Origin of the sequence: Ensifer sp. MJa1 (assembly GCF_037026475.1) — a bacterium.
In the GTDB taxonomy this organism is placed as follows: Bacteria; Pseudomonadota; Alphaproteobacteria; order Rhizobiales; family Rhizobiaceae; genus Ensifer.
The window spans coordinates 1-24798 of the sequence record NZ_JAKUMO010000041.1 but is presented as its reverse complement, the minus strand read 5'-3'; the positions used below and the strand labels follow the sequence as shown (position 1 = coordinate 24798).

Annotated in this window: 24 protein-coding genes; 13 read left to right on the top strand and 11 right to left on the bottom strand. The window is 63.4% G+C overall.

The window, feature by feature from the left end:
• Positions 1 to 34 precede the first annotated feature (34 nt).
• The 3 genes from hrpB (at position 35) to MKZ91_RS30550 (ending at position 4499) form a co-directional block, all read left to right on the top strand.
• Positions 35 to 2494, top strand: coding sequence for an ATP-dependent helicase HrpB (gene hrpB / locus MKZ91_RS30560; RefSeq protein WP_336174778.1), 2460 nt, complete (start codon positions 35 to 37; stop codon positions 2492 to 2494).
• A gap of 33 nt (positions 2495 to 2527) precedes the next feature.
• Positions 2528 to 3832, top strand: coding sequence for an ActS/PrrB/RegB family redox-sensitive histidine kinase (locus tag MKZ91_RS30555; protein WP_336174777.1), 1305 nt, complete (start codon positions 2528 to 2530; stop codon positions 3830 to 3832).
• A gap of 82 nt (positions 3833 to 3914) precedes the next feature.
• Positions 3915 to 4499, top strand: coding sequence for an ActR/PrrA/RegA family redox response regulator transcription factor (locus tag MKZ91_RS30550; RefSeq protein WP_336174776.1), 585 nt, complete (start codon positions 3915 to 3917; stop codon positions 4497 to 4499).
• Between the two features lie 6 nt (positions 4500 to 4505).
• Here MKZ91_RS30550 and MKZ91_RS30545 read toward each other — a convergent pair whose 3' ends face one another.
• Positions 4506 to 5039 (bottom strand): MmcB family DNA repair protein, encoded by a 534-nt coding sequence (locus MKZ91_RS30545; protein WP_336174775.1) that lies wholly within the window; start codon positions 5037 to 5039, stop codon positions 4506 to 4508.
• 182 nt (positions 5040 to 5221) lie between these two features.
• Here MKZ91_RS30545 and MKZ91_RS30540 point away from each other — a divergent pair, with 182 nt between their 5' ends.
• Positions 5222 to 5905 (top strand): L,D-transpeptidase, encoded by a 684-nt coding sequence (locus MKZ91_RS30540; RefSeq protein WP_336174774.1) that lies wholly within the window; start codon positions 5222 to 5224, stop codon positions 5903 to 5905.
• Positions 5906 to 6181: 276 nt separating this feature from the next.
• Positions 6182 to 8116 (top strand): HAMP domain-containing methyl-accepting chemotaxis protein, encoded by a 1935-nt coding sequence (locus MKZ91_RS30535; protein WP_336174773.1) that lies wholly within the window; start codon positions 6182 to 6184, stop codon positions 8114 to 8116.
• A gap of 87 nt (positions 8117 to 8203) precedes the next feature.
• On the opposite strand, the gene MKZ91_RS30530 is transcribed toward MKZ91_RS30535, so the two are convergent.
• Entirely contained in the window at positions 8204 to 10375 is a 2172-nt protein-coding gene (locus MKZ91_RS30530) for a malate synthase G (protein WP_336174772.1), read from the bottom strand.
• Positions 10376 to 10591: 216 nt separating this feature from the next.
• Complete coding sequence (locus MKZ91_RS30525; RefSeq protein WP_336174771.1) at positions 10592 to 12595, bottom strand: hydantoinase/oxoprolinase family protein; 2004 nt, start codon at positions 12593 to 12595, stop codon at positions 10592 to 10594.
• 152 nt (positions 12596 to 12747) lie between these two features.
• Between MKZ91_RS30525 and MKZ91_RS30520 the strand changes: the two genes are divergently transcribed.
• Positions 12748 to 13377 (top strand): hypothetical protein, encoded by a 630-nt coding sequence (locus tag MKZ91_RS30520; protein ID WP_336174770.1) that lies wholly within the window; start codon positions 12748 to 12750, stop codon positions 13375 to 13377.
• On the opposite strand, the gene MKZ91_RS30515 is transcribed toward MKZ91_RS30520, so the two are convergent.
• The 5 genes from MKZ91_RS30515 to hslV form a co-directional block, all read right to left on the bottom strand.
• On the bottom strand, positions 13331 to 14725 hold the full coding sequence (locus MKZ91_RS30515) for a cytochrome P450 (protein WP_336174769.1): 1395 nt from the start codon (positions 14723 to 14725) through the stop codon (positions 13331 to 13333). The two genes, MKZ91_RS30520 and MKZ91_RS30515, sit on opposite strands and share 47 nt — an antisense overlap.
• Before the next feature lie 74 nt (positions 14726 to 14799).
• A complete protein-coding gene (locus tag MKZ91_RS30510) occupies positions 14800 to 15744 on the bottom strand; it encodes a DUF1402 family protein (RefSeq protein ID WP_442892373.1) in 945 nt (314 codons plus the stop codon).
• Between the two features lie 196 nt (positions 15745 to 15940).
• The gene (gene hslU / locus MKZ91_RS30505) at positions 15941 to 17245 is read right to left on the bottom strand and encodes an ATP-dependent protease ATPase subunit HslU (RefSeq protein WP_336174768.1); all 1305 of its coding nucleotides are present in this window, start codon (positions 17243 to 17245) and stop codon (positions 15941 to 15943) included.
• Positions 17242 to 17766 carry a GNAT family N-acetyltransferase gene (locus tag MKZ91_RS30500; protein WP_336174767.1) on the bottom strand — a complete coding sequence of 175 codons (525 nt, stop codon included), beginning with the start codon at positions 17764 to 17766 and terminating at the stop codon, positions 17242 to 17244. The genes hslU and MKZ91_RS30500 overlap by 4 nt, the downstream gene beginning before the upstream one ends.
• The gene (gene hslV, locus MKZ91_RS30495) at positions 17756 to 18313 is read right to left on the bottom strand and encodes an ATP-dependent protease subunit HslV (protein WP_057252069.1); all 558 of its coding nucleotides are present in this window, start codon (positions 18311 to 18313) and stop codon (positions 17756 to 17758) included. The genes MKZ91_RS30500 and hslV overlap by 11 nt, the downstream gene beginning before the upstream one ends.
• Before the next feature lie 227 nt (positions 18314 to 18540).
• On the opposite strand from hslV, the gene hisB reads away from it, so the two are divergent.
• Genes hisB through coaA form a run of 7 tightly spaced genes read left to right on the top strand, consistent with a single transcriptional unit; the run spans position 18541 to position 23170 of the window.
• Positions 18541 to 19149 (top strand): imidazoleglycerol-phosphate dehydratase HisB, encoded by a 609-nt coding sequence (gene hisB / locus MKZ91_RS30490; protein WP_336174766.1) that lies wholly within the window; start codon positions 18541 to 18543, stop codon positions 19147 to 19149.
• Positions 19150 to 19173: 24 nt separating this feature from the next.
• Positions 19174 to 19644: a DUF2628 domain-containing protein gene (locus tag MKZ91_RS30485; protein ID WP_336174765.1), complete on the top strand. Its 471-nt coding sequence runs from the start codon at positions 19174 to 19176 to the stop codon at positions 19642 to 19644.
• The gene (gene hisH / locus MKZ91_RS30480; protein WP_336174764.1) at positions 19644 to 20294 is read left to right on the top strand and encodes an imidazole glycerol phosphate synthase subunit HisH; all 651 of its coding nucleotides are present in this window, start codon (positions 19644 to 19646) and stop codon (positions 20292 to 20294) included. The genes MKZ91_RS30485 and hisH overlap by 1 nt, the downstream gene beginning before the upstream one ends.
• Before the next feature lie 29 nt (positions 20295 to 20323).
• Entirely contained in the window at positions 20324 to 21061 is a 738-nt protein-coding gene (gene hisA / locus MKZ91_RS30475) for a 1-(5-phosphoribosyl)-5-[(5-phosphoribosylamino)methylideneamino]imidazole-4-carboxamide isomerase (protein WP_336174763.1), read from the top strand.
• A gap of 3 nt (positions 21062 to 21064) precedes the next feature.
• Positions 21065 to 21841, top strand: coding sequence for an imidazole glycerol phosphate synthase subunit HisF (gene hisF / locus MKZ91_RS30470; protein ID WP_336174762.1), 777 nt, complete (start codon positions 21065 to 21067; stop codon positions 21839 to 21841).
• 16 nt (positions 21842 to 21857) lie between these two features.
• Positions 21858 to 22181, top strand: a complete 324-nt coding sequence (locus MKZ91_RS30465) for a phosphoribosyl-ATP diphosphatase (RefSeq protein WP_336174761.1) — start codon at positions 21858 to 21860, stop codon at positions 22179 to 22181.
• On the top strand, positions 22178 to 23170 hold the full coding sequence (gene coaA, locus MKZ91_RS30460; protein ID WP_336174760.1) for a type I pantothenate kinase: 993 nt from the start codon (positions 22178 to 22180) through the stop codon (positions 23168 to 23170). The genes MKZ91_RS30465 and coaA overlap by 4 nt, the downstream gene beginning before the upstream one ends.
• 12 nt (positions 23171 to 23182) lie before the next feature.
• Here the strand turns inward: coaA and MKZ91_RS30455 are convergent, their stop codons facing one another.
• The 3 genes from MKZ91_RS30455 to lysM are packed head-to-tail and all read right to left on the bottom strand — an operon-like array spanning position 23183 to position 24716.
• Positions 23183 to 23794 (bottom strand): alpha-ketoglutarate-dependent dioxygenase AlkB, encoded by a 612-nt coding sequence (locus tag MKZ91_RS30455; protein WP_336174759.1) that lies wholly within the window; start codon positions 23792 to 23794, stop codon positions 23183 to 23185.
• A gap of 14 nt (positions 23795 to 23808) precedes the next feature.
• Entirely contained in the window at positions 23809 to 24240 is a 432-nt protein-coding gene (locus MKZ91_RS30450) for a hypothetical protein (RefSeq protein ID WP_336174758.1), read from the bottom strand.
• 2 nt (positions 24241 to 24242) lie between these two features.
• Positions 24243 to 24716 (bottom strand): peptidoglycan-binding protein LysM, encoded by a 474-nt coding sequence (gene lysM / locus MKZ91_RS30445; protein ID WP_336174757.1) that lies wholly within the window; start codon positions 24714 to 24716, stop codon positions 24243 to 24245.
• Positions 24717 to 24798: the final 82 nt, after the last annotated feature.

Sequence of the window (24798 nt, the reverse complement as noted above, 5' to 3'; positions counted from 1 at the left end):
GACGACCCACCCCAACGGGAGCGGAGACCCAGACGTGACGATACAGCTTCCTGCGCTTCCGGTTCGCGACGTGCTGCCAGCGCTCGCGCATGCACTGGCGGCAGGCCCCTCCGTAGTGCTTTCGGCTCCTCCCGGCGCCGGCAAGACGACGCTCGTCCCTCTGTTCCTGCTCGAGCAGCTCTGGGCAAAGGACGGTAAGATCATCCTGCTCGAGCCGCGGCGGCTGGCCGCGCGCGCGGCCGCAGGCCGCATGGCCGAGCTGCTTGGCGAAAAGGTCGGCGAAACCGTCGGCTACCGCATGCGCCTCGACAACCGCATCTCCGCCAGAACCCGCATCGAGGTCGTGACCGAAGGCGTCTTCGCCCGCATGATCCTCGACGACCCGGAACTGAAGGGCGTCGCGGCCGTGCTGTTCGACGAATTCCACGAGCGCTCGCTCGATGCCGATTTCGGCCTGGCGCTGGCGCTCGACGTTCAGGCGGCATTGCGCGACGACCTGAAGATCATCGTGATGTCGGCAACACTCGACGTGGAGCGGGTCTCTGCCCTTCTCGGGGATGCGCCCGTCATTGAAAGCCAGGGGCGCAGCTATCCCATCGACATCCGTTACCAGGACCGCGGCGGCGAGAGCGTCGAAGATACGATGGTGCGGGCGATCGGCGAGGCGCATCGCATGGAAGAAGGCTCTATTCTCGCCTTCCTGCCTGGCCAGGCCGAAATCACCCGTGTCGCCGAGCGGCTTAAGGATCGGTTCGACGCCGCTACCGCCATCGTACCGCTCTATGGCAACCTGACACAGAAGGAGCAGGACGCTGCGATCCGGCCGGCACCTGCCGGTACGCGCAAGATCGTGCTCGCCACCTCGATCGCCGAAACCTCGATTACCATCGACGGTGTGCGCATCGTCATCGACAGCGGTCTGCAGCGGCTGCCGGTGTTCGAGGCGGCAACCGGCATCACCCGGCTAGAGACCGTGCGGGTGTCACGCGCTTCCGCCGATCAGCGCGCCGGCCGCGCGGGTCGAACCGAACCCGGCATCGCCGTCCGCCTCTGGCACAGCGGCCAGACAGCGGCGCTTGCCGCCTTCACGCCGCCGCAGATTCTCGCCAGCGATCTTTCCGGCCTGCTGCTCGACTGCGCCCACTGGGGCGTCAGCGATCCCTCAACTCTTGCCTTCATCGATCCGCCGCCGGAAACGACCCTTTCCGAAGCACGGAAGCTGCTCACGACACTCGGCGCACTGGACGAGGCTGGGGCGCTGACGCCGACGGGCCGCAAGATCCGCGACCTGGCACTGCCGCCGCGCCTTTCGGCAATGGCCGTTGCCGCGGCGGCCGAGGGCCAGGCCGATGCCGCCTGCCTCCTGGCGGTGATGCTGACCGAACAGGGGCTGGGCGGCAACAGCATCGATCTCGAAGATAGGTTGCGCCGCTTCCGCCAGGAGCGCGGCGACCGGGCCGAGGCTTCACGCAACCTCGCACGCCGCATGGCAGCCGAGCTGAAAGGGGCGCCGAGATCGAACGAACCAATCCGGCCCGGTGCATTGCTGATGCATGCCTTCCCCGACCGGATCGCGCTCCAGCGCGGCGGACGGGGCCGGTTTGTGATGGCGAACGGACGCGGTGCGGAGATTCCAGAGACCGAGCGGCTTGCCGCAGCCTCGATGCTGGTGATCGCTGACCTGACCGGCCGGGCCGGCGGCCAGCGCGTGCTGGCGGCCGCCGAGCTGACGCGGGCCGAGGTCGAGGCCCATATGCCCGAAGCGATCACCCGTGAAGACCAGAGCGTCTTCGACAAGGCGAGCCGACAGGTGCGCGCCCGCCGGGTCACCCGGCTCGGTGCCATTATCTTCGAGGAGACGCCACTTGCCCGGCCGACCGGAGAGCCCGCCGCCAAGGCGCTCGCCGACGGGGTCCGGCAGCTCGGCCTCGCGGTGCTGCCGTTCTCGAAGGAGGCGATGCAGATGCGCGACCGGATCGGCTTCCTCAACCGGTCGATCGGCGAGCCCTGGCCCGACGTCTCCGACGACGCCCTGCTCGATCGCCTCGACGACTGGTTCGTGCCTTTCCAGCATGGCGTCACCGCCATTGCCGACATCAAGGCGTCTAACCTTTCCGACGGCCTGCTGTCGCTGATTCCGCACGATCGGCAGCGAGAACTAACCAGGCTCGCCCCCACCCATTTCGAAGCACCGACCGGGCAAAGACATCCGATCCACTACGATGGCGACGAGCCGCTGCTGTCGATCCGCGTGCAGGAGCTCTTCGGCCTCAAGAGCCATCCGGCGATCGGCGACGGTCGCCTGCCGCTGCTGCTCGAGCTGATCTCGCCCGGACATCGCCCGATCCAGACGACACGCGATCTGCCCGGTTTCTGGGCCGGTTCCTGGCGGGACGTGCGCGCCGACATGCGCGGGCGCTATCCAAAACACCCCTGGCCCGAGGATCCGGCCAATGCGGCGCCGACGACACGGGCGAAGCCGCGTGGTACATGAACCGACAGCACAGATGACAGAATGCAGGCACGAATGACCACAGTCGCACTCGAACACAACAACGACCAGACCAGCAACCGCAGCCTGCGCCTGCAGACGCTTGTTCGTCTGCGATGGCTTGCGGTCGGGGGCCAATCGATCGCGGTCTTCATTACCGCGTTCTGGCTGCAGTTTCCGCTGCCGTTGATCTCCTGCCTGGTGTTGATCGCCAGCCTCGCGCTGGTCAACGCCTATGTGACGCTGCGCTATCCGCCGACGCACCGGCTGCAGCCGCCCGCTGCCTTCGCGCTCCTTGGCCTCGATCTCGCCCAGCTTACCGGGCTCTTGTTCATCACCGGCGGGCTGACCAACCCGTTCGCACCGCTGCTCTGCGTGCCGGTCATCATCTCGTCGGCGTCGCAGCCCAAACCGCACAGCATCATCCTTGCCGGTTTCGCGGTGATCGCCATCACCGCGCTCGCCTTCTCGCCCTTTCCCCTTCCCTGGTATCCTGGCACCGTTCTCCTCATGCCGCGGGTGCTGACGGCCGGCATCTGGTTTGCGATCGTGTCGATGACCGCCTTTGCCGCCTTCTATACCTATCGCGTTTCGCTCGAGGCGAGCGAACTGTCGGAGGCGCTGACGGCGACGGAACTCGTGCTCCAGCGCGAAAAGCACCTCTCGCAGCTCGACGGGCTGGCGGCGGCGGCGGCGCACGAACTCGGCACGCCGCTCGCGACGATCAGCGTCGTTGCCAAGGAGATGGAGCGCGAGCTCGGCAACGATCCGCGGTTCGGCGAAGACGTGCACCTCTTGCGCAGCCAGAGCGAACGCTGCCGCGACATCCTGAAACGGCTGACGACGCTGTCGTCGGAGGAGGAGCACATGCGGCTGTTGCCGCTCTCCTCGCTGATCGAGGAGGTGATGGCACCGCACCGCGAGTTCGGCATCCACATCAACCTCGTCGAGAAGGGCGACCGCGCTACCGAGCCTGTCGGCAACCGCAATGCCGGTATTCTCTATGGCCTCGGCAATCTGCTCGAAAACGCCGTCGATTATGCCAAGAAGGAAGTGACGGTCACGGTCGAGCATACGGCCGATCGCGTCAAGGTGACGATCGCCGACGATGGCGACGGCTTCGCGCCGGAAATCCTCCAGCGCATCGGCGAGCCCTATGTCACGCGCCGGCAGAAGGACGACAGCGCCGGCGGCCTCGGCCTTGGCCTGTTCATCGCCAAGACGCTGCTTGAACGTTCCGGCGCCCGGCTGCGCTTCGAGAACGGCGGGTCGGACAAACCGGGCGCCCGGGTCAGCGTCGAATGGCCGCGCGCCCTGATGGATACGAAACTGGCGAAATGACGTTTGGCAGTTTATTGAACGGCATTGGATGAAACCTATAATCTCGGTGAAAACGGATGGTTTTCGCCCAAGGATTGCCAGTATGACCGACAAATCGACAGCTTCGCCCAGCACACCCGCCCAGGACGCCGAACTGATCGGACCGGACCGCACACTGCTGCTCGTCGACGACGATGCCCCGTTCCTCAGGCGGCTTGCCCGCGCCATGGAAGCGCGCGGCTTCACCGTCGACATTGCCGAATCGGTGGCCGAGGGCATTGCCAAGGCGAAGGGCAATCCGCCGAAATACGCCGTCATCGACCTCAGGCTTGGCGACGGCAGCGGTCTGGACGTCATCGAGGCGATCCGCAGCCGCCGCGACGACACACGCATGATCATGCTGACTGGTTATGGCAACATCGCCACCGCCGTGAACGCGGTCAAGCTCGGCGCGGTCGATTACCTCGCCAAGCCCGCCGACGCAGACGAGGTGTTCGCGGCCCTGGTACAGCGCCAGGGCGAGCGGGTGGAGCCGCCGGAAAACCCGATGTCGGCCGATCGCGTCCGTTGGGAACATATTCAGCGCGTTTATGAAATGTGCGAGCGCAACGTCTCGGAAACGGCACGTCGGCTCAACATGCACCGCCGCACCCTGCAGCGCATTCTCGCCAAGCGGGCGCCGAAGTAACGTCCGTCAGTTGCCGCTGTCGCGGCTGCCCGAAAGAATGTCGCCGATCGAGCCGCCAAGCTCGTTGTTGCGCTCGGCCGCCCACTCTGCAAGCATCAGGCGTTGCGCCGCGGTGCGGGCAAAGAGCTGCAGCACCGACTTGCGCGTCGCGGCTGCGAGTTTGTGTTCAGGCGCTTCGCGAACAATGTGGCCGTCATAACCATCCGACAGCAACAGGCCGCACTCCTCAGGGAAAATATCGAGTGGGACGCCGGCATGGGTCGCGAAGAACAGGCGGTCGCAATGCATTCGGTAGTCCGGCCACTTGCGGTCGACCCGAAAGTCCTCGATCGAGGTCTTGATCTCGACGATCCAGATCTCTCCCTTGGCCGACAGCGAGATGAGATCGGCGCGCCTTCCGCTTGAAAGCGTCAGTTCGGGCAACACCGAATGGCCCAGTTCGGCGAACAACCGCTGCACGCCGCGGCGGACCATCATCGCGCGATTCGACTGGCGGCCGTCGATCAGCGGGTTGTCACCATGGATGGAGAGGATCGTCATGCGTCCGGGGCCCCTTTGCGCCGGCCATTTTGTTGCAAAAAAGCCAGCGTCACGGAATTTGCACCTTCTGGCCAAATTGTGGCCGCGCAATCTCTTGCATAGCACAAACTAATCGAAAATAACCGTAGTCACTGTTGGTCGCGGCGACCCAGTTTTTCTTCGCTTCTTTTTAAGAGACTCCCATGCGCTTCCGCAATGCCTTCCTCTTGTGCAGCCTCGCGGCCACACTCGCTGTTGCCGGCTGCTCGACAACCTCGTCCAAGCCTGAAACCGCGGCCAATGAGCCCGCGCCGGTGACTATTGCCACGAATCAGATTTTCACGGGCGATTATGGCGCTGTTGAGGATCACGGCTACGCGCTGCCCGCCATCCCGATCAACAAGGTCGACAGCCGCTACCATCGCCAGATCGTCGACTACACCACCAAGGAGCGCCCTGGAACGATCGTCGTCAACACGCCGAACCGCTTCCTCTACTACGTGCTGCCGGGCGGCAAGGCCGTGCGTTACGGCATCGGCGTCGGCAAGGCCGGCTTTGCATGGGAAGGCGAGGCCTACGTCGCCTGGAAGCAGGAATGGCCGATGTGGCATCCGCCGAAGGAAATGGCCGAACGCAAGCCGGAAGTGGCCAAGTATGTCGAGGAAGGCATGGGCCCCGGCCTCAAGAACCCGCTCGGCGCGCGTGCGCTCTACCTCTTCAACGATGAAGGCAAGGACACGCTGTTCCGCCTGCACGGCACGCCGGAATGGTCGTCGATCGGTACTGCCGCTTCGTCCGGCTGCATTCGTCTGATGAACCAGGACATCATCGACCTCTACTCGCGCGTCCGTCCCGGCAAGAGCGCCCGCGTCGTCGTGCAGCAGTAATCGCGACAAGACCGACCTTGACGAAGCCGCCGATCCGTTCGGCGGCTTTTTCGTATCCGCCTTCAACCAGCACTTGCTAGCGCCAGAATGGCGCAACGGCGCGCTACCGACGACGCAAAGTTGCTCTGCGCAAATGCACTCAAATCAGGGTCGCGAAGGATGATCGTGTTGGTCGATAAAAGATCAATTTCGACTTAAATTCAGCCAGTTATTAAGTAAGCGTTATCTAAATAAGCGAAACAGTATGCCCAGAAACCCGTTCGGGAGGGACTGGCCATGCTGATCAAGACCAAGCTTATCGGCGCGATAGCGCTGCTGTCATCCATCGCCATAGGCATCGCCATTCACAGCCAGAGCATGCTGTCGGAAACCAGTGACACGATGGACGCAGTCTATGCCGATCGCATCGTGCCACTGAAGAACCTCAAGGCGACATCCGACGCCTTTGCCGTCTCGATCGTCGATGCCGCCCACAAGGTGCGCAACGGCAACGAGACGATGGAGAGCGGGCTCGCCTCGGTGAACGCGGCGCGCGGTGTCATCAAGAGCAACTGGGATGCCTATGCGGCAACGACGATGACCGACGAGGAACGCCGGCTGGTCAGCGATGCCGAGCGCCAGATGGTTGTCGCGATGGATTCGATCACGGCGCTGACGCAAATTCTCTCAGCCAAGGATCAGAAGGCGCTCGATGCGTTCGTGCGCGATAAGCTCTACGCAACGATCGACCCGCTGACGGCAACGATCTCCGAAATCTCGGACTTGCAGGTCGAGCTCTCGGGCGCGACCTTCGAGGCCAAGCACCATGAATTCAATGCCGTGCAGAAGCTCAGCATCGCCATCATCGTCCTGGTGATGGCGCTCGGCGCCGGCACGCTCCTGGTGGTGTTGCGCGGTATCGTCGGACCGCTCGGCCGCCAGATCGCCGCCATGCGCAAGCTGATCGATGGGCACATCGAAGAGCGCGACGAGCCGGTGACCGGCAAAGACGAGATTACCGAAATGGCCCGTGCCATCCAGTCCTTCCGCGAGGCGGCGCGGTCGAACCTGCGGCTGCAGGCAGAAGCGGAAGAGAACCGCCGCAACAGCGAAGCCGAGCGCCTCCGCGTTGAGAAGCAGGCGGAGCAGGCAGCGCAGGAGAGGCTGACGCAGGCGACGGCCGGGCTTGCCGCCGGACTTCAACGGCTGGCCAACGGCGACCTCGCCGTCCGGCTCACCGAACCTTTCGCCGCCGAGTTCGAACAGCTGCGGCATGACCTCAACAAGGCGGCCGACCAGCTCAACGATGCGCTTCTTGCCGTTGCCAACAGCGCCGACAATATCGGCATGGGCACGCGCGAGATCAGCCAGAGCGCCGACGACCTGTCGAAGCGCACCGAACAGCAGGCCGCTTCGCTGGAGGAAACGGCGGCGGCGCTCGATCAGATCACCGCCAATGTCAGCAACTCTTCACGGCGGACGGAGGAAGCCCGCGATGTTGCCGGCGAGGCGAAGACCAGCGCCGCCCAGTCGGCCGTCGTCGTTGCCAATGCGGTGGAAGCCATGCGGCGGATCGAGGAATCGTCCAGCCAGATTTCCAGCATCATCGGCGTCATCGACGAGATCGCCTTCCAGACGAACCTTCTAGCACTGAACGCCGGCGTCGAGGCGGCTCGAGCCGGGGAGGCAGGCAAGGGCTTTGCCGTCGTCGCCCAGGAAGTGCGCGAGTTGGCCCAGCGTTCGGCCAAGGCGGCCAAGGAAATCAAGGATCTCATTCGCACATCGAGCCAGGAAGTCGAGAACGGCGTGCGCCTGGTGCGCGACACCGGCGAGGCGCTGCAGACGATCGAGGCGCATGTCATCACCATCAACGAGCATATGGCCGCGATCGCCACGTCCGCCCGCGAACAATCGGTGGGCCTCAGTGAGGTCAACACCGCCGTCAACCAGATGGACCAGGTGACGCAGAGGAACGCCGCAATGGTCGAGGAAGCCAATGCCGCCTCTGCCAACCTGGCGCAGGAGGGCATGAACCTGCGCAACCTGATCGGACGCTTCGCGCTCGGCGGTGGCACTAACGCCAATACAGGATCGGAACTCCGGCATCCGGCGGTAGCGGCAGCGGTCAGCTATCATCATGGCGATCGCAGCCTTCGGGTCGCCAAGCGGTCGAACCCGCACGCCGCCCAAGGAAACGCGGCACTGGCCACCGACGGGTGGGCCGAGTTCTAGACCGAAGCCGACCTGTCAAAAAACACAAGGCCGCGCGTTCCAGAGAACGCGCGGCCTTGTCGAAAACGCTCGGGTCCGATCCGAGAATCAGGCGGCGTTGCGCGCCTTCAACTCCAGACGGCGGCGATGGAGAACCGGCTCGGTGTAGCCGCTGGGCTGTTCGCGGCCCTTCAGAACCAGCTCTAGCGCCGCCTGGAAGGCGATCGAACCGTCGAAATTACCGGCCATCGCCACATACTGCGCGTCATCGGCGTTCTGACCATCGACGACCGCTGCCATGCGTTTCATCGTCTCGACGACCTGTGCCTCGGTGACGACGCCATGGTGCAGCCAGTTGGCCATGTGCTGGGCGGAGATGCGCAGCGTCGCGCGGTCTTCCATCAAACCGACATTGTTGATGTCCGGCACCTTCGAGCAGCCGACGCCCTGATCGATCCAGCGCACGACGTAGCCGAGGATGCCTTGCGCGTTGTTGTCGAGTTCGCGCTGGATATCGTCCGGCGTCCAGTTGGGCCGGACGGCGACCGGCACCGAGAGGATGTCGGAGAGCTTGGCGCGGGTACGGCTCTTCAGGCCTGCCTGGACTTCGGCAACATTGACGCGGTGGTAATGCGTCGCATGCAGCGTTGCCGCCGTCGGCGACGGAACCCAGGCGGTGTTGGCGCCGGCCTTGGGATGGGCGATCTTCTGCTCGAGCATCGCGGCCATCAGGTCGGGCATCGCCCACATGCCCTTGCCGATCTGGGCGTGGCCGGAAAGGCCGCACTCGAGACCGATGTCGACGTTCCAGTTCTCGTAGGCTCCGATCCAGGCGGCCTGCTTCATGTCACCCTTGCGGATCATCGGGCCGGCTTCCATGGACGTGTGCATCTCGTCGCCGGTGCGGTCGAGGAAGCCGGTGTTGATGAAGACGACGCGCTGGCTGGCGGCGCGGATGCATTCTTTGAGGTTGACGGTCGTGCGCCGTTCCTCATCCATGATGCCCATCTTCATCGTGTTGGCGGGCATGCCGAGCGCCCTTTCGACGCGGGCGAAAATCTCGCTGGCGAAAGCGACTTCCTCGGGGCCATGCATCTTCGGCTTGACGACATACATCGAACCCGCGCGCGAGTTCATGCGGCGACCGCCGTTGCCGATATCATGCAGGGCGATCAGTGCCGTGACCATGGCGTCGATGATGCCCTCGGGCACTTCATTGCCGTCGCGATCAAGGATAGCCGGATTCGTCATGAGGTGGCCGACGTTGCGGACCAGCATCAGCGAGCGGCCGGGAAGCGACAACGTGCCGCCGGCAGCAGCCGTGTAGGTACGATCGGCATTGAGGCGACGGGTGAAGGTCTTTCCGCCCTTGGAAACCTCTTCCGAAAGATCGCCCTTCATCAGGCCGAGCCAATTGCGGTAGACGACGACCTTGTCCTCGGCGTCGACGGCGGCGACCGAATCCTCGCAGTCCATGATCGTGGTGATTGCCGATTCGAGAATGACGTCGGAAATCCCGGCTGGATCTTCCTTACCAATCGGCGTCGAGGCGTCGAGCACGATGACCGCATGCAGATTGTTGTGCCGGAGAACAACCTCGGAGCGCGCGCCTTCCTGACCGGAAAAGCCGACGAACTGCGCGGCATTGCGCAGCGTCGTGCTTTCGCCGTCCTTGAGCCCGATCGCCAGCGCTCCGCCGGCAACCTTCAGAGACGTGACGTCGGCCCAGCTTCCCTTCGCCAGCGTCGCGCTGGCATCGAGGAAGTCGCGGGCCCAGGCAATGACCTTGGCGCCGCGCTTGGGATTGTAGCCGCGGCCCTTTTCTGCGCCATCGGCATCGGAAATCGCGTCCGTGCCGTAGAGCGCGTCATAAAGCGAACCCCAGCGCGCATTGGCGGCGTTGAGCGCATAGCGGGCGTTCATGACCGGGACGACGAGCTGCGGGCCGGCGATCGTCGCGATCTCCGGATCGACATTGGCCGTGGAGACGCTGAACTCGCCGCCTTCCGGCAACAGGTAGCCGATATCCTTCAGGAAGGCCTGGTAGGTCTCGATGTCGCTTGGGGCGCCGTTCTGCTTGTACCAGGCATCGAGCTTGGCCTGGAGATCGTCGCGCTTGGCAAGCAGCGCCCGGTTCTTCGGAGCGAGTTCGTGCACGAGGCCGGAGAATTGCTCGAAATAATGCTCCGCATCGATACCGGTGCCCGGCATCGCCTCTTCCACCAGAAACTGATGGAGACCCGCATCAATCCTCAAACCATACTTTTCAATGCGGTCCATCTGCCAACTCCTTGAAATAGACGGAAGGAGCGCCACCGATCCGACCGGATGCGATGAAGACGCCCCAACATTTTTGTCTTGCGCCCGGAGGCTCGCGGAAATCTTCCGGCACCTGCCCGAAACGCAATGTACGCGCGAAACGGCCGCAGTTTCTCACCAATTCATTCCCTGTCAATTCTGCAAGGATGCGAAGAATTGTTTCCGAAATCGAAAAGATCAATCGTGAGCGATGCGCGGCCGGCCGCTGGCAGACGCGATGAACCGGGCCTCGATCAGCTTGCGGCTGCCCTCGACTTCGGGCGCATCGATTTCCTCACGCAGCATTGAGGCGGGATCATCGGCACCGTTGGTACGCGCCGTTTCCAGTGCCACGATCTCGGCGCGTCGGCGCGCGGCCTCGAAAGCCTGATCCTGATCCAGGAAACGTTCGCTGGCACCGGCGCCGTTGACGACATAGATGCCCTCCTCCGGCATCGTCACGAAGACAGTGACCGTGGCCCTGACCTGGCCAACCACGGCGCCCACAGCATTGGCAACTCCCGCCTCAGTGGGAATGGCCGCGTCGGTTCCGAGCATCTCGGCAATATCAGGATAATAAACCGGCGCCGAAGCGCCAAGACCGACAAGCGGACGATCGAGCGCAAGCGAGAAGCGGACGATGCCAGCCGCGCGGGTGAGCGCGCGGTCGACAGCCTGCGAAACGGCGGGATCGATGGCGCCGGCGCCGTCTTCGCCGAGACAGGCCTGCAGGATGACATCGCAGGATTGTCGCGTCAGCCGGTCGACGATCATCTCGGCCATGACTTCGGGCGAGGCGGCGATCGGTTGGCCGGAGCCGTCGCGGGTGCGGGCCGCAAGTTCGATCCCGAGGCGTGCCGCTTCGAGGTTCCATTGCGACTGCCGACCCAGCACATGCATGGCGTCGGAAGGGGTGATGCCGCAGATATGCACAAGCCCACGCGCGACCAGCCGGTCGAGCGTCGCCTTCTGCGGCGTCGAGGTGAGCAGCGTTTCCAGAGCAACGGGCACGGCGCCGATGCGCTCGTAGAGTGCCTGTTCCTGCGGCTGGAGCCCGCTTGCGAGATGATCCGGCAGGCCAGTGCGAACCGCAAGCCTTCCGTCGTGACGCCCACGGTGCTGCGCGCGCATCTGCTTTTCAAGCACCGACAGGACGGCATCGCCATGCAGCGCGGCGGCAAGGCTGAGCGGCATCAGCCGGCGCGGCCCAAGATCGAGCTTTGCCTTGAGACCGCGGTCGTTGATGCGCACTTCCGAATCGCCACCGAGGCCATAGGTGCGCATCGCGACCGCTTCGACCATGGTGCGAAAACCGCCGACGACGGCGCCTTCGGCATCGAGCCGCGGGCGGCCAGAGTCGAGAACCGCAACGTCGGTCGTCGTACCGCCGATGTCGGAGACGACCGCATTGTCGAGGCCGGTCAGGTGCCGTGCTCCGACGAGGCTTGCCGCCGGACCCGAGAGGATCGTTTCAATCGGGCGCAACCGCGCCTCCTCCGCCGAGATCAACGCACCATCGCCACGCACTACCATCATCGGCACATCGATGCCGCGCGCCTTCAGGAACCCCTCGCAGGAGCCGATCAGCCGGTCGATCATCGAGACGAGACGGGCATTAAGCAGTGTCGTCAGCGCCCGGCGCGGGCCGCCAAGCTTCGAAGAGAGCTCATGGCTGCAGGTCACCGGCAAATGCGAGACTTCTCGAATGCGCTCACGCACCCGCTTCTCATGATCCGGATTGCGGACTGCGAAGTAGCCGGCAATGGCGAAGGAGGAGACCTGACCGGCAAGCACCGGCAGGGCGGCGTCAAGTTCACTCATGTCGAGCGGGGTTTCTCCACCATGCACATTGTGGCCACCCGGCAGAAAGATCACTGGATCGGAACCGAGCGCGTCCTGCAAACCGTCGCGTTTCAGATCGTCCGGGCCGAAACCGATCATGACGAGGCCGGCGCGTCCCCCCTGCCCTTCGACCAGGGCGTTGGTGGCAAGCGTCGTCGACAGCGACACCATGCTGATCGCCGAAACCGGCACCTTTGCCTGATCGAGCACAGCCTCGACCGCACCGGAAATGCCGACCGCCAGGTCATGGCGGGTCGTCAATGCCTTGGCTTTGGCGACGACACCTTGCGTCTCCGAGAAGAGAACGGCGTCGGTGTAAGTGCCGCCGGTGTCGATGCCGAGAAGAAAATGGGAGGTCAATTCGCGCCAGTCCGGAAGTTCGCGCGGGGCAAGGCCCCGGGTTCAATGGGGATCGATGCGGTGATATGACATATTTCAGAAGAAAACCATCGTGTCGCAGACATGGACGATGAGTTCAGCGACACCCCACGAGAATGTCAGGGGTCCCTCGCATGCACAAACGCCGCCGTCCGTCACTCATCGCTTCGCTGCTGGCAGTAGGCTTGCTTGGCTTTCACGCCAGCGCACCGCGCGCCCAGGATGCCGAGGAAGAGGAATACAAGCCGCAACTGCCGGAAGTCGCTATCTACAAGGCGATGCTGGACGCCAACAAGCAGACCGGCTGGATCCAGTTTCGCGACTATGACGACCGGCAGCTAATCTATTTCACCGCATTGCAGACGATGCATTGCCGGCTATCGGAAATCCGCTACTCGATCAATTCGGACGCACTCGACCAGCGTTTTCCGCTGGCCAAATGCAATCCGCAGCTGCCGTTCAACCTGCCGGGCGACGAGACGGCCGAGTATGTCTACATCTCGCTTCCCGCGAAAACGGCACAGACGCTGACGATCCAGGCCGTCTGGGACGATGGCGCCGGCAGCGAGATCGTCGTCTATAAACCCTGCGACAATGTCGGCGACGCCACCTGCGCGCAGATCAAGGCGATCAAGAAGCCGTCGAAGCTGCTGCAGCAACCGAAGCCGGCCGATTCCCCGGTTCGATCGGTGCAATCGCCGATTCCCGGCAAGACCTTCAGCGAGCCGACACCCTCATCGGCAAGCCGCCCCGCGGTTGAGTAGTGAGGCGCTGCACTGGCCAAGGATTGGTCTCCTCGTTCGGATCGAAGCGATAGCGGTGCATCAACACCGCGAGCGCGATCACCGCCTCCTGCAGCGCGAAAGTGGCGCCGATACAGACCCGCGGACCGGCACCGAACGGCAGGTATTGGTAGCGATGCAGTTTCTCGCGGTTTTCCGGCAGGAAGCGCTCCGGCATGAAGGCGCGCGGTTTGTCCCAGTAGAGCACGTGGCGGTGGAGCGTCCAGGGCATGATCAGCACGGCGATACCCTTGGGTATGCGCACGCGCTCACCGGAGGGTGACGTCCACTCGTCCTCTTCGATCGCCGCACGGTTGATCGAAGGTGCCGGCGGATAGAGCCGCATCGCCTCCTCGAAGGCGGCAAGCACATGCGGCATCAGCCCAAGCCAGTCGACCGGATCCGCACCGCTTGCAATTGCAGCATCGATCTCCGCCTCCATCGTCTCCCGGTATGCCGGCGTATTGGCGATGCAATAGAGCGTCCAGGCAAGCGCCCGGGCGGTCGTCTCATGCCCGGCACCGATGAAGGTGAGGATATTGTCCTCGATCTCGGCGGTCGAAAGGCCCTGGCTGCCTTCGATCTCCAGGAGCAGCGTGAGGAAGTCCTTCGGCGTCCCCTCAGGATCCTGCGCCATCTTGCGCCGGCGCAGCGCCATCGTCTCGGAGACGATCGAGCGGAAACGGTTCATCACCTTCTTGCCGCCAATGCGCGTCAATCGGGGCACCCATTCCGGCGCTAGCAACACGTCCATGGGGTCGACGCGGCCCATGCGATGCAGGAGTTCCTCGACGCTCTGGACGAAGCCGTCCTTTTCGACCGCAACCTCGCCGGAAAACAGGGTCTCGGCAAGGATGTCGAAGGTCAGTTCCGTCATGTCCGCGGCGATGTTGGTCGTGAACGGCGCTTTTCCGGCGCCGGCATAGCGCTCGACGAATGCTTCCGAACTGCGCAACATCTGACCGGCAAAGCCCTTGGCGTGGCGCGGCGTGAACACCGGCGCCATCGCCTTGCGCGAACGCTTCCAGATCTCGCCTTCTGCGGTCAGCAATCCGTCGCGCAGGATCGGCCGCAGGATCAGCCGACGCACCTTCGACATTTCGTAATTGCCGACGTTGTCGACGAGGATGTGGCGGATGAGGCCGGGATCGTTGACGATCAGGGTGCGCTGGTTGACGAACTTGGTCTCGATCCAGGGCAAGGTGTAGGACGGCTCGCCCCACAGTTCGAGCGGGTTGCGCAGGACCGTCCTGATGATCTGCAGGTAGGAAGGGATGCCCACTCGCGGAATGGGAGCCGGCGGCTCGAAGGGCTCCGGACGCATGTCCATGGTGATTGCCTTTCTCGATTGCGCCAATGATTTCAGGTTTTTACGGCGCAATCAAGGAAAGTGCTTCACGTGAATCACAACAGGCCTTCAAGCTCCGAAAGCTTGTCGTTGACGAGCCAGCCGTAATAATTTTCCTCCGGCCACTGGGCCTGGCCGCTCTGGATCTTGGCAGCAAGGGCTGCTGCACGGCCATCCGGATTGCCGACATTGTAGAGCGTCGCAGTCACCCCGGGATTGGTGGAAATGTCGATGCCGGCAATCGACTTGTAGGCATCGATCGAATGGCGGATCGAGGCGGCCATATAGGCGAGCGAGACGTCCGGATCCATGATCGCTTCGTAGACGCCGGCGGCGTTGTTCTCATCAAGCCGGTCATAGCCCGACGTCTTCGAGACAATATCCGTCAGCATCAGCGCCGTCAGCGGGTTGATCTGGCCAAGGCCGAAGGTTTGGCCGGCAAAGAACGGCTGGAAGAACACAGCACTGAAGCGGTTGTTCGGGAAGGACTTGCCGCCGACCGACTTGCCGCGAAAGTCAATGTCCCAGACCCGCTCGCGGCAGCTCCAGAGCGCATAGGCACCCTTCTTGGCGCCGCATTCGGAAAACTGCGGCCGGGCAACGAATTCTGCGATGGTCTCACCGTCATAGCCGAACTGGAAGCTATTGCCGGCATAGGCCGCAGCCTTGACGTAATAGGACTGCAGCCGGTCATAGGCGTCGACATTGTAGGTGTGCTCGCCGACGATGGCGCCGACCATATGGATCGGCGCAATGCCATAGGCGCGCGACACGGACTTGATCTTGCTGATCAGCTGCTTGTCGGTCGCCAGCAGATCGCGGACCTTCTCGAACTTGGCATCAAAGGAGGTGCGGCCCGCCTTGGTGCGCCGCACGGAAGCGCCGGGGATACCTGGCTGCTCGACATTGCGGTTTCCCGGCGGAACGGCGGTCGCTGCGAGTGTCTGGCTTGCGGTCAGGCAAAACGTGGCGATAGCGAGCATGCAGGCGGTAAAACGCACGATCTCTTCTTCCTGTGACTGATGGAGGCTGCCTCGGTCGGCGGGGCGGCTCCTACGCCAAGATCATGTCGGAAAGATGCCCGGCGCACGATCAATGTCCGCGCCCGTGTTAGAAAATATGCGGCCGCCTGTCGAGAGACAGGCGGCCGACGCATTCAGGGTTGCAGGCGTTTGCGTGCCCGCGTCCACCGAAATGTCACAGGATGTAGCGCGACAGGTCGGTGTTGGCGGCGATGTCGCCGACGTGCTTGCGCACATATTCGGCGTCGATCGTCACCTCATGGCCGGCACGGTCCGGAGCATTGAACGAGATTTCGTCCAGTACCCGCTCCATCACCGTCTGCAAGCGACGGGCGCCGATGTTCTCGACGCTGGCGTTCAGTTGCACGGCAACATCGGCAAGCGCATCGATCGCATCGTCGGTGAAGTCGAGCTTGACCTCTTCCGTTTCGAGAAGCGCCTTATACTGGCGGATGAGGCTTGCCTCGGTCTCCGTCAGGATGCGGCGGAAGTCTTCCTTGGTCAGCGCGCGAAGCTCGACCCGGATCGGCAAACGGCCCTGCAATTCCGGCAAGAGGTCGGAGGGCTTGGCCACGTGGAAGGCACCGGAAGCGATGAACAGGATGTGGTCGGTCTTGACCGGTCCGTATTTCGTCGCAACGGTCGTGCCTTCGACCAGCGGCAGCAGGTCGCGCTGCACGCCTTCGCGCGATACGCCCGCGCCCATGCCGCCCTCGCGCGAGGCGATCTTGTCGATCTCGTCGAGGAAGACGATGCCGTCGTCCTCGACCGCCTTGACCGCTTCGCGCTGGATCTGCTCATTGTCGAGCAGCTTGTCGGACTCATCGTTGATCAGGAGATCATACGAGGCCTTGATCGTGGTCTTGACCTTCTTGGTGCGGCCGCCCATGGCCTTGCCGAACATTTCCGAAAGGTTCAAGACGCCGATGTTGGCGCCGGGCATGCCCGGGATCTCGAAACCACCCGGCGAACCGGTCTCGGCAAGGTCGACCTCGATCTCCTTGTCGTCGAGTTCGTTGGCGCGCAGCTTCTTGCGGAAACTGTCGCGCGTCGCCGGCGAAGCCGTGGCACCGACCAAGGCGTCGAGCACGCGCTCCTCGGCATTCTGATGGGCCTTGGCCTTCACTTCGGTGCGACGCTTCTCGCGCACCAGGCCGATGCCGATCTCGACGAGGTCGCGGATGATTTGCTCGACGTCGCGGCCGACATAGCCGACTTCGGTGAACTTCGTCGCCTCGACCTTGACGAACGGCGCGCCGGCGAGCTTGGCGAGGCGCCTGGAGATCTCGGTCTTGCCGACGCCGGTCGGCCCGATCATCAGAATGTTCTTCGGCATCACCTCGTCGCGCAGCTCGTCGCCAAGCTGCTGGCGGCGCCAGCGGTTGCGAAGCGCGATGGCCACAGCGCGCTTGGCGTCCTTCTGGCCAATGATGTAGCGATCGAGTTCCGACACGATCTCTCTGGGTGAAAACGTACTCATGTAGTCCTCTCAAACTCGGTCCGCGTCAGCTCCATCAGGAGCGTGCGGCCGGAAACATCTATCCATTCTGCGTAGGGCACGAAGCCGGCTTTGGTGTAGGCGCTAACCGCCCGACGGTTGCCCGCATCGGGGTCGATCACGATCCGGGGCGCGCCAGCGGCAAACAGCCGTTCGGCGAAAGCCCTGAGCGCCAGTGCCGCGACACCCCTGCCCGTCAGTTCCGCCGGGCCAACGAAGATATCGATGCCGGGCACATCGGCCGGCAGATCCCTGGCCCATGGCTCCTCGTCCGGATATCGGAAAGGGATCCAGGACTGGATGTAGCCGGCCGGCTCGTCGCCTACGTGGAAGATGTAACCCTCCACTTCACCGGCAGCACAGCCTTCGCGGATCAGTTCCACTTCCTTGTCGGGCTCGCCCCACCATTGCCGCACATGCGGTTCACTCAGCCAGGCACGCAGCAACGGCAGGTGATCGTCGACCACCGGCACGAAGCTGACATGCGGCCGTTCATTCGGCATCCAGCGTCTCCACCACGATATTGTGGTTGGTATAGACGCAGATGTCACCGGCGATCTGCAGCGCACGTCGCGCGATGTCCTCGGCCGACTTGTCGCTGTCCATCAGCGCGCGGGCGGCTGCGAAGGCGTAGTTGCCGCCGGAGCCGATGGCGATCGTGCCATGCTCGGGTTCCAGAACGTCGCCATTACCGGTGATCGCCAGCGTGATCGACTTGTCAGCGACAAGCATCATCGCTTCGAGGTTGCGCAGATACTTGTTGGTCCGCCAGTCCTTGGCAAGCTCGACCGCCGCGCGCATCAGCTGATCGGGATACTGCTCGAGCTTTGCCTCGAGCCGTTCGAGAAGCGTGAAGGCGTCGGCGGTGGCACCAGCAAATCCGGCGATCACATCGCCCTTGGCAAGGCGGCGCACCTTGCGGGCATTGCTCTTCATCACGGTCTGGCCGAGGCTCACCTGGCCGTCGCCGGCCATGACCACCTTGCCATCCTTGCGGACCGTGATGATGGTCGTCGCATGCATCGTTCCGTAGGGATTGTGTTCACTCATGAAGTTACCTGTGGGCCCCCAATACGCGGGGCGTTGCGGCTCGCGACACGAGCCTGGTTGCTTGAGGCCTATGTAAGTACGGCAGACACATTTGCAAATGGCAACCGCCCGACGGCGCAATCTTCGTTCGGAGCCTGGCGTCGGGTGATTTCGAATCGGCGCGCAAGTTCTGGATATTTCAGCTTTTGCCTGATAAGGAGCCGCGTCAGCCACTTGAGGAGAGCCCGATGGCAGAAGCCACGTCCAGCCGCACTGCAGAGGTTTCGCGCAAGACCAACGAAACCGCGGTGTCCGTATCGGTCAACATCGACGGCACCGGCGCTTCGAAGATTTCGACCGGCGTCGGCTTCTTCGACCATATGCTGGACCAGCTCGCCCGCCATTCGCTCATCGACATGGAGATCAAGACCGACGGCGACCTGCATGTCGACGACCACCATACGGTGGAAGATACCGGCATTGCCATCGGCCAGGCCCTTGCCAAGGCGCTCGGCGATCGACGCGGCATCACCCGCTATGCTTCGCTCGACCTAGCTATGGACGAGACGATGACGCGCGCAGCCGTGGATGTGTCCGGTCGCCCGTTCCTCGTCTGGAACGTCAATTTCAGCGCGCCGAAGATCGGCACCTTCGACACGGAACTGGTGCGCGAGTTTTTCCAGGCGCTGGCCCAGCACGCCGGGATCACGCTGCATATCCAGAACATCTACGGCGCCAACAACCATCATATCGCCGAGACCTGCTTCAAGTCCGTCGCCCGCGTGCTCCGCACGGCAACCGAAATCGACCCGCGCCAGGCCGGCCGCGTTCCCTCGACCAAGGGGACCCTTGCCTGAAGCGGCCAGTCACTGGCTGAAACCATGGCTTCTTATCTGATCCTGACCCCGCCGGGTGCACGTGCCGACGACGAGCGCGCGCGCTTCGTCGCCGACGGCTTCTCCTGGTGGGCCTTTCTCTTCCCGGCGCTGTGGCTACTCGCCAAGCGGCAATGGGTGATCGGAATCGCAGTTGCTGTTTTCCAGATTTCGTTAATCTCCCTGCTGATCCACGAAAGCGGCTTCCTGCCATCGCTATTCGCTCAGCTCGCCCTGCGCCTTGTCGTCGCTCTGGAGGGGCCGGTTCTGGTCGCACGCAGCCTGACGGCTCGCGACTGGACGCTGCGCTCCATCGTTCCCGCCACCGATCTGGAAGCGGCCGAAGAGATCTATTTCACGAGCGTTGCGCCAAGCGAAAAGACGCCCGTTCCGCCCTCCCCGGCCGATTGGACCGTGCGCCAGCCTTCAAAGGGCGGCACCGGGCTTGGCCTTTTTGATTCCTACGGAGAACGCTGATGCGCGTCGCCATCATCGATTACGGCTCGGGCAACCTGCGCTCGGCCACCAAGGCCTTTGAGCGGGCTGCGCGCGAGGCGGGCATTTCCGCCGAGATCGACCTCACCGACAAGCCGGAGCGCGTGGCAAGCGCCGACCGCATTGTGCTTCCAGGCGTCGGCGCTTATGCCGACTGCCGCCGTGGCCTCGCCGCGGTCGACGGTATGGAGCAAGCGCTGACCGAGGTGGTGGAACAGGCCGGCCGGCCGTTCCTCGGCATCTGCGTCGGCATGCAGCTGATGTCGTCGCGCGGGCTCGAAAAGACCATCACCCACGGTTTCGGCTGGATTCCCGGCGACGTCGTCGAGATGACGCCCGCCGACACCACGCTGAAGATCCCGCAGATCGGCTGGAACACGCTGACGCTCAAGCGCGAGCATCCGCTGTTTGACGGCATCCGGGTTGGCGAAGACGGCCTGCACGCCTATTTCGTGCACTCCTACCATCTGGCGGCCGAAAACGCCGGCGACGTGATTGCCGAGGCTGACTATGGCGGCCCCGTCACAGCCTTCGTCGCCAACGGCAACAAGGCCGGCTCGCAGTTCCACCCGGAGAAGAGCCAGGCGCTTGGCCTTGCCCTCATCTCGAATTTCCTGCGCTGGAAGCCCTGAGGCTTTCGCACGACTGATTGGACAGACCCATGATCCTTTTTCCCGCGATCGACCTGAAGGACGGGCAATGCGTACGCCTGAAGCTCGGCGACATGGACCAGGCGACGGTTTACAACCCGGATCCGGCCGCCCAGGCCCGCGCCTTTGAAGACCAAGGCTTCGAGTGGCTGCACGTGGTTGACTTGAACGGCGCCTTTGCCGGCGAGACGGTCAACGGTGCCGCCGTTGACGCCATCCTCGAGGCGACCAGGAACCCGGTGCAGCTCGGCGGCGGCATCCGCACGCTGGAGCATATCGAAAACTGGCTGTCGCGCGGTCTTGCGCGTGTCATTCTCGGCACCGTTGCCGTGCGCGATCCGGCATTGGTGATTGAGGCCTGCGCCAAGTTCCCGGGCAAGGTTGCCGTCGGCATCGACGCCAAGGGCGGCAAGGTCGCCGTCGAGGGTTGGGCGGAGGCGTCCGAACTTGGCGTGATCGAGCTTGCCAAGAAGTTCGAGGGTGCCGGCGTCTCCGCGATCATCTATACCGACATCGACCGCGACGGCATCTTGACCGGCATCAACTGGGACTCGACGCTGGAACTGGCGGACGCGGTTTCCATTCCGGTCATCGCGTCGGGCGGTCTCGCCTCGATGGACGACATCCGCCGAATGGTCGAACCGGACGCGAGGAAGCTCGAAGGCGCCATCTCCGGCCGCGCGCTTTATGACGGCCGCATCGATCCTGAGGAAGCGCTCACCCTGATCCGCGCCGCGAGAAAGGCCTGATCCATGACCCTCAAAGCCCGTGTCATTCCCTGCCTCGACGTCAAGGACGGCCGTGTGGTCAAGGGTGTCAACTTCGTCGATCTCATCGACGCCGGCGACCCGGTGGAGGCGGCACGCGCCTATGACGCTGCCGGTGCCGACGAGCTCTGCTTCCTCGACATCACCGCCTCCTCCGACAACCGCGAGACGATCTTCGATGTCGTCGCCCGCACTGCCGAGCAATGCTTCATGCCGCTGACGGTCGGCGGCGGCGTGCGCCAGGTCTCCGATATCCGCAAGCTGCTCTTGGCCGGCGCAGACAAGGTGTCGATCAACACGGCTGCGGTGAAGAACCCGGAATTCGTCGCCGAAGCCGCCGACAAGTTTGGCAACCAGTGCATCGTCGTTGCCATCGACGCCAAGAAGGTCTCGAAGGACCGCGAAGCGGACCGCTGGGAGATTTTTACCCATGGCGGCCGCCAGCCGACAGGCATCGACGCGATTGAGTTTGCCCGCCGGGTCGTCGACCTTGGCGCCGGCGAGATCCTTTTGACCTCGATGGACCGCGACGGAACGAAGAGCGGCTACGACATCGCTCTCACCCGCGCAGTTGCCGATGCGGTTCGCGCGCCGGTGATTGCTTCCGGCGGCGTCGGAAACCTCGACCACATGGTCGCGGGTATCCGCGACGGCCACGCGACAGCGGTGCTTGCCGCCTCCATCTTCCACTTCGGCACCTATAGCATTGGCGAAACCAAGCGCTATATGGCAGAGCATGGCATCGCCATGCGCCTCGACTAAAGGTTCAGGACTTCCCATGGCCGACTTCTCACTTTCCGACCTCGAGGCCATCGTCGCGATGCGCGCGATGGCAGCGCCGGACGAATCCTGGACGGCAAAACTGGTGGCGAACGGCCAACCGAAGGCGGCTAAGAAACTCGGCGAGGAAGCCGTCGAGACGGTGATCGCCGCCATCAGCAACGACCGTGCGAATCTCGTCGCCGAGAGCGCCGATCTCCTCTATCATCTGATGGTCGTATTGAAGATCGCCGAGGTTCCGTTGCAGGATGTTCTGAACGAACTTCAGCGGCGGACGAACCAATCCGGCCTGCAGGAAAAGGCAAATCGGCAGATCCCATGACGATAGCGGCGAAAGACATCGAAGCGGCCGACCTGCCCGACAACCCGCAGAAGCAGGACTATTCGCCCTATCATTTCTTCACCGCCGAAGAATGGTCGCGCTTTCGCGCCGACACGCCGATGACGCTGACGGCCGACGAGGTGCAGCGGCTGCGCTCGCTGAACGACCCGGTCGATCTGCGCGAAGTCCGGCAGATCTACCTCTCGCTGTCGCGCCTGCTCTCGACCCATGTGGAATCGTCGCAGATGCTGTTCGAGCAGCGCAAGCGCTTCCTCAGCATGTCCGAGACGAAGACACCCTTCGTCATCGGCATTGCCGGATCGGTCGCCGTCGGCAAGTCGACGACGGCGCGTATCCTCGCGCAGCTTTTGTCGCGGTGGCCGTCGAGCCCGAAGGTCGACCTGGTGACGACGGACGGCTTCCTCTATCCGAACGCCGTGCTCCAGCGTGAAAACATGATGGACCGCAAGGGCTTCCCGGAAAGCTACGACGTCGGCGCGCTCCTGCGCTTCCTGTCGGCAATCAAGGCCGGTCAGCCGAACGTCAGGGCGCCGAGCTACTCGCACCTGACCTATGACGTGCTGCCGGACCAGTTCACCGTCATCGACCGGCCGGATATCCTGATCTTCGAAGGCATCAACGTCCTGCAGTCGCGCAACCTGCCCGCCGACGGCAAGATCGTGCCAATGGTGTCGGATTTCTTCGACTTCTCGATCTACATCGATGCCGAGGAAAGCCTGATCCACAGCTGGTACGTCAACCGCTTCATGCGGCTGCGCGAAACCGCCTTCAAGAACCCGGAATCCTATTTCCATCGCTACGCCACGATCAGCGAGGATGCGGCCCGTGCGATCGCCGAGGGCCTCTGGCACAACATCAACCTGAAAAACCTGCATCAGAACATCTTGCCGACGCGCCCACGCGCCGACCTGATCCTGCAGAAGGGTCCGAACCACCTGACGGAAAAGGTGGCGCTTCGCAAGCTCTGAGCTGGGATGGGCTCAAGGATTGACGCGGCGGAGCGTCAGATTGACCCGGCCGCCGTTCTTCAGCAGCGTCGACGTGTCCGGATAGATCCGGTCGACGCCATGGAAGGCGAGCCTCCCCTCCTCGCCCAGCACCACGACGTCGCCACTTTCCAGCCGGAAAGACATCGTCTGGCCTCCGCGCGTGTTGCTGCCGACGCGAAACAGGCAGCTGTCGCCGAGCGAGATCGACACGACAGCCGTTTCGAGATCGCGCTCGTCACGGTCCTGATGCAGGCCCATGCGCGCTTCCTCGGAATAGAAATTGACGAGACAGGCTTCCGGCGTCTTTTGGCTGGCGGAAACGGCGTTCCAGATCTCGAGCAATATGTCCGGCATCGGCGGCCACGGCCTTCCGGTCACCGGATGCTGAGCCTGGTAACGATAGCCGCGATCGCGATCCGTGACCCAGCCGAGCGAACCGCAATTGGTCATGCGCACGGACATGGGTTTGCCGGTCTTCGGCATTTCCGGCACGAAGAGCGGCGCTTCGGCAACGACTGACCGAATCGCCTCGACAAGCTGCTCCTGCCGGGCGCGATCGAGATAACCCGGAATATGTCTGATCCCTTTCGGGAGCACCTGCATGACTGGCAGTCCTCTTATTCGAGGCCGAGAAGTGCCGCCGGTACGCCATAGCGAAGCGGCCAGCCGGCGTAGGCGACATCCGTCGGCCCGACAACATGATCGACAAGGTTCCAGCGGCCATTCTGGAAACTGACGAGTGCGAACACCGTCAGACCATCCACCATGTCGGCCTCGTCGCGCAACCCGGTTTGCGCGGGGTCGATCGTCCCGCCGCCGGGGCGCTGCGGTTCGACCTGCATGAAAGCCCAGTTGGGGGCGGCGCGCATGGTTATCACCACGAACTCGACAGGTCCACGCATCTCCGCTTCGACCGCCGGGCGGATCGCGTCAAGGATCGCGGCACGTTCGGTGCTGCCTTTTGCCGGCTCACGGAACGGCTGAGCGACGGCGGCGCCGGCAAGGCAAAGCCCAACCAGCGCCGTGAAAGCGAAACGTCGGACGGTCACGCTCAGGCCGCGTCCAGATCCGGAATGCGCAGAACCTGACCGGGATAGATCTTGTCCGGGTGGGTCAACATCGGCTTGTTCGCCTCGAAGATCAGGGTGTTCTTGGCGCCCTTGCCCTTGCCGTATTGCGCTTCGGCGATCTTCCAGAGGTTGTCGCCCTTCTTGACGGTGTAGAACACCGGCGCCTTGGCGGGGGCTGGTGCCGCACCGGCATCGGCGACCTTGAGCTCCGAGGCTTCGACGGCGGAAACGCCGAGCGTATTGCCGACGGCGACGACGGCCTTTTCGAAGACGCTCTGGTCTTTCACGACACCCTTCAGCACGACCTTGTCACCCGCCACTTCGACCTGCACGTCCTTGGTGCCGAGATCGTGGGATGCGAGTTCCTTCTGCACGCTTTCCGCATCCGGTGCGTCATCATCGCCACCGATGCCAAGCTTCTTGCCGGCGTTCTTGATAAAACTGAAAAGGCCCATGAATATCTCCAATGAAAGAACGCAAGGGGCAGAACGCCTTGAGTTGGCGGCTTTCCTTGGGTTCGGTTTTGTTCTGACCGGC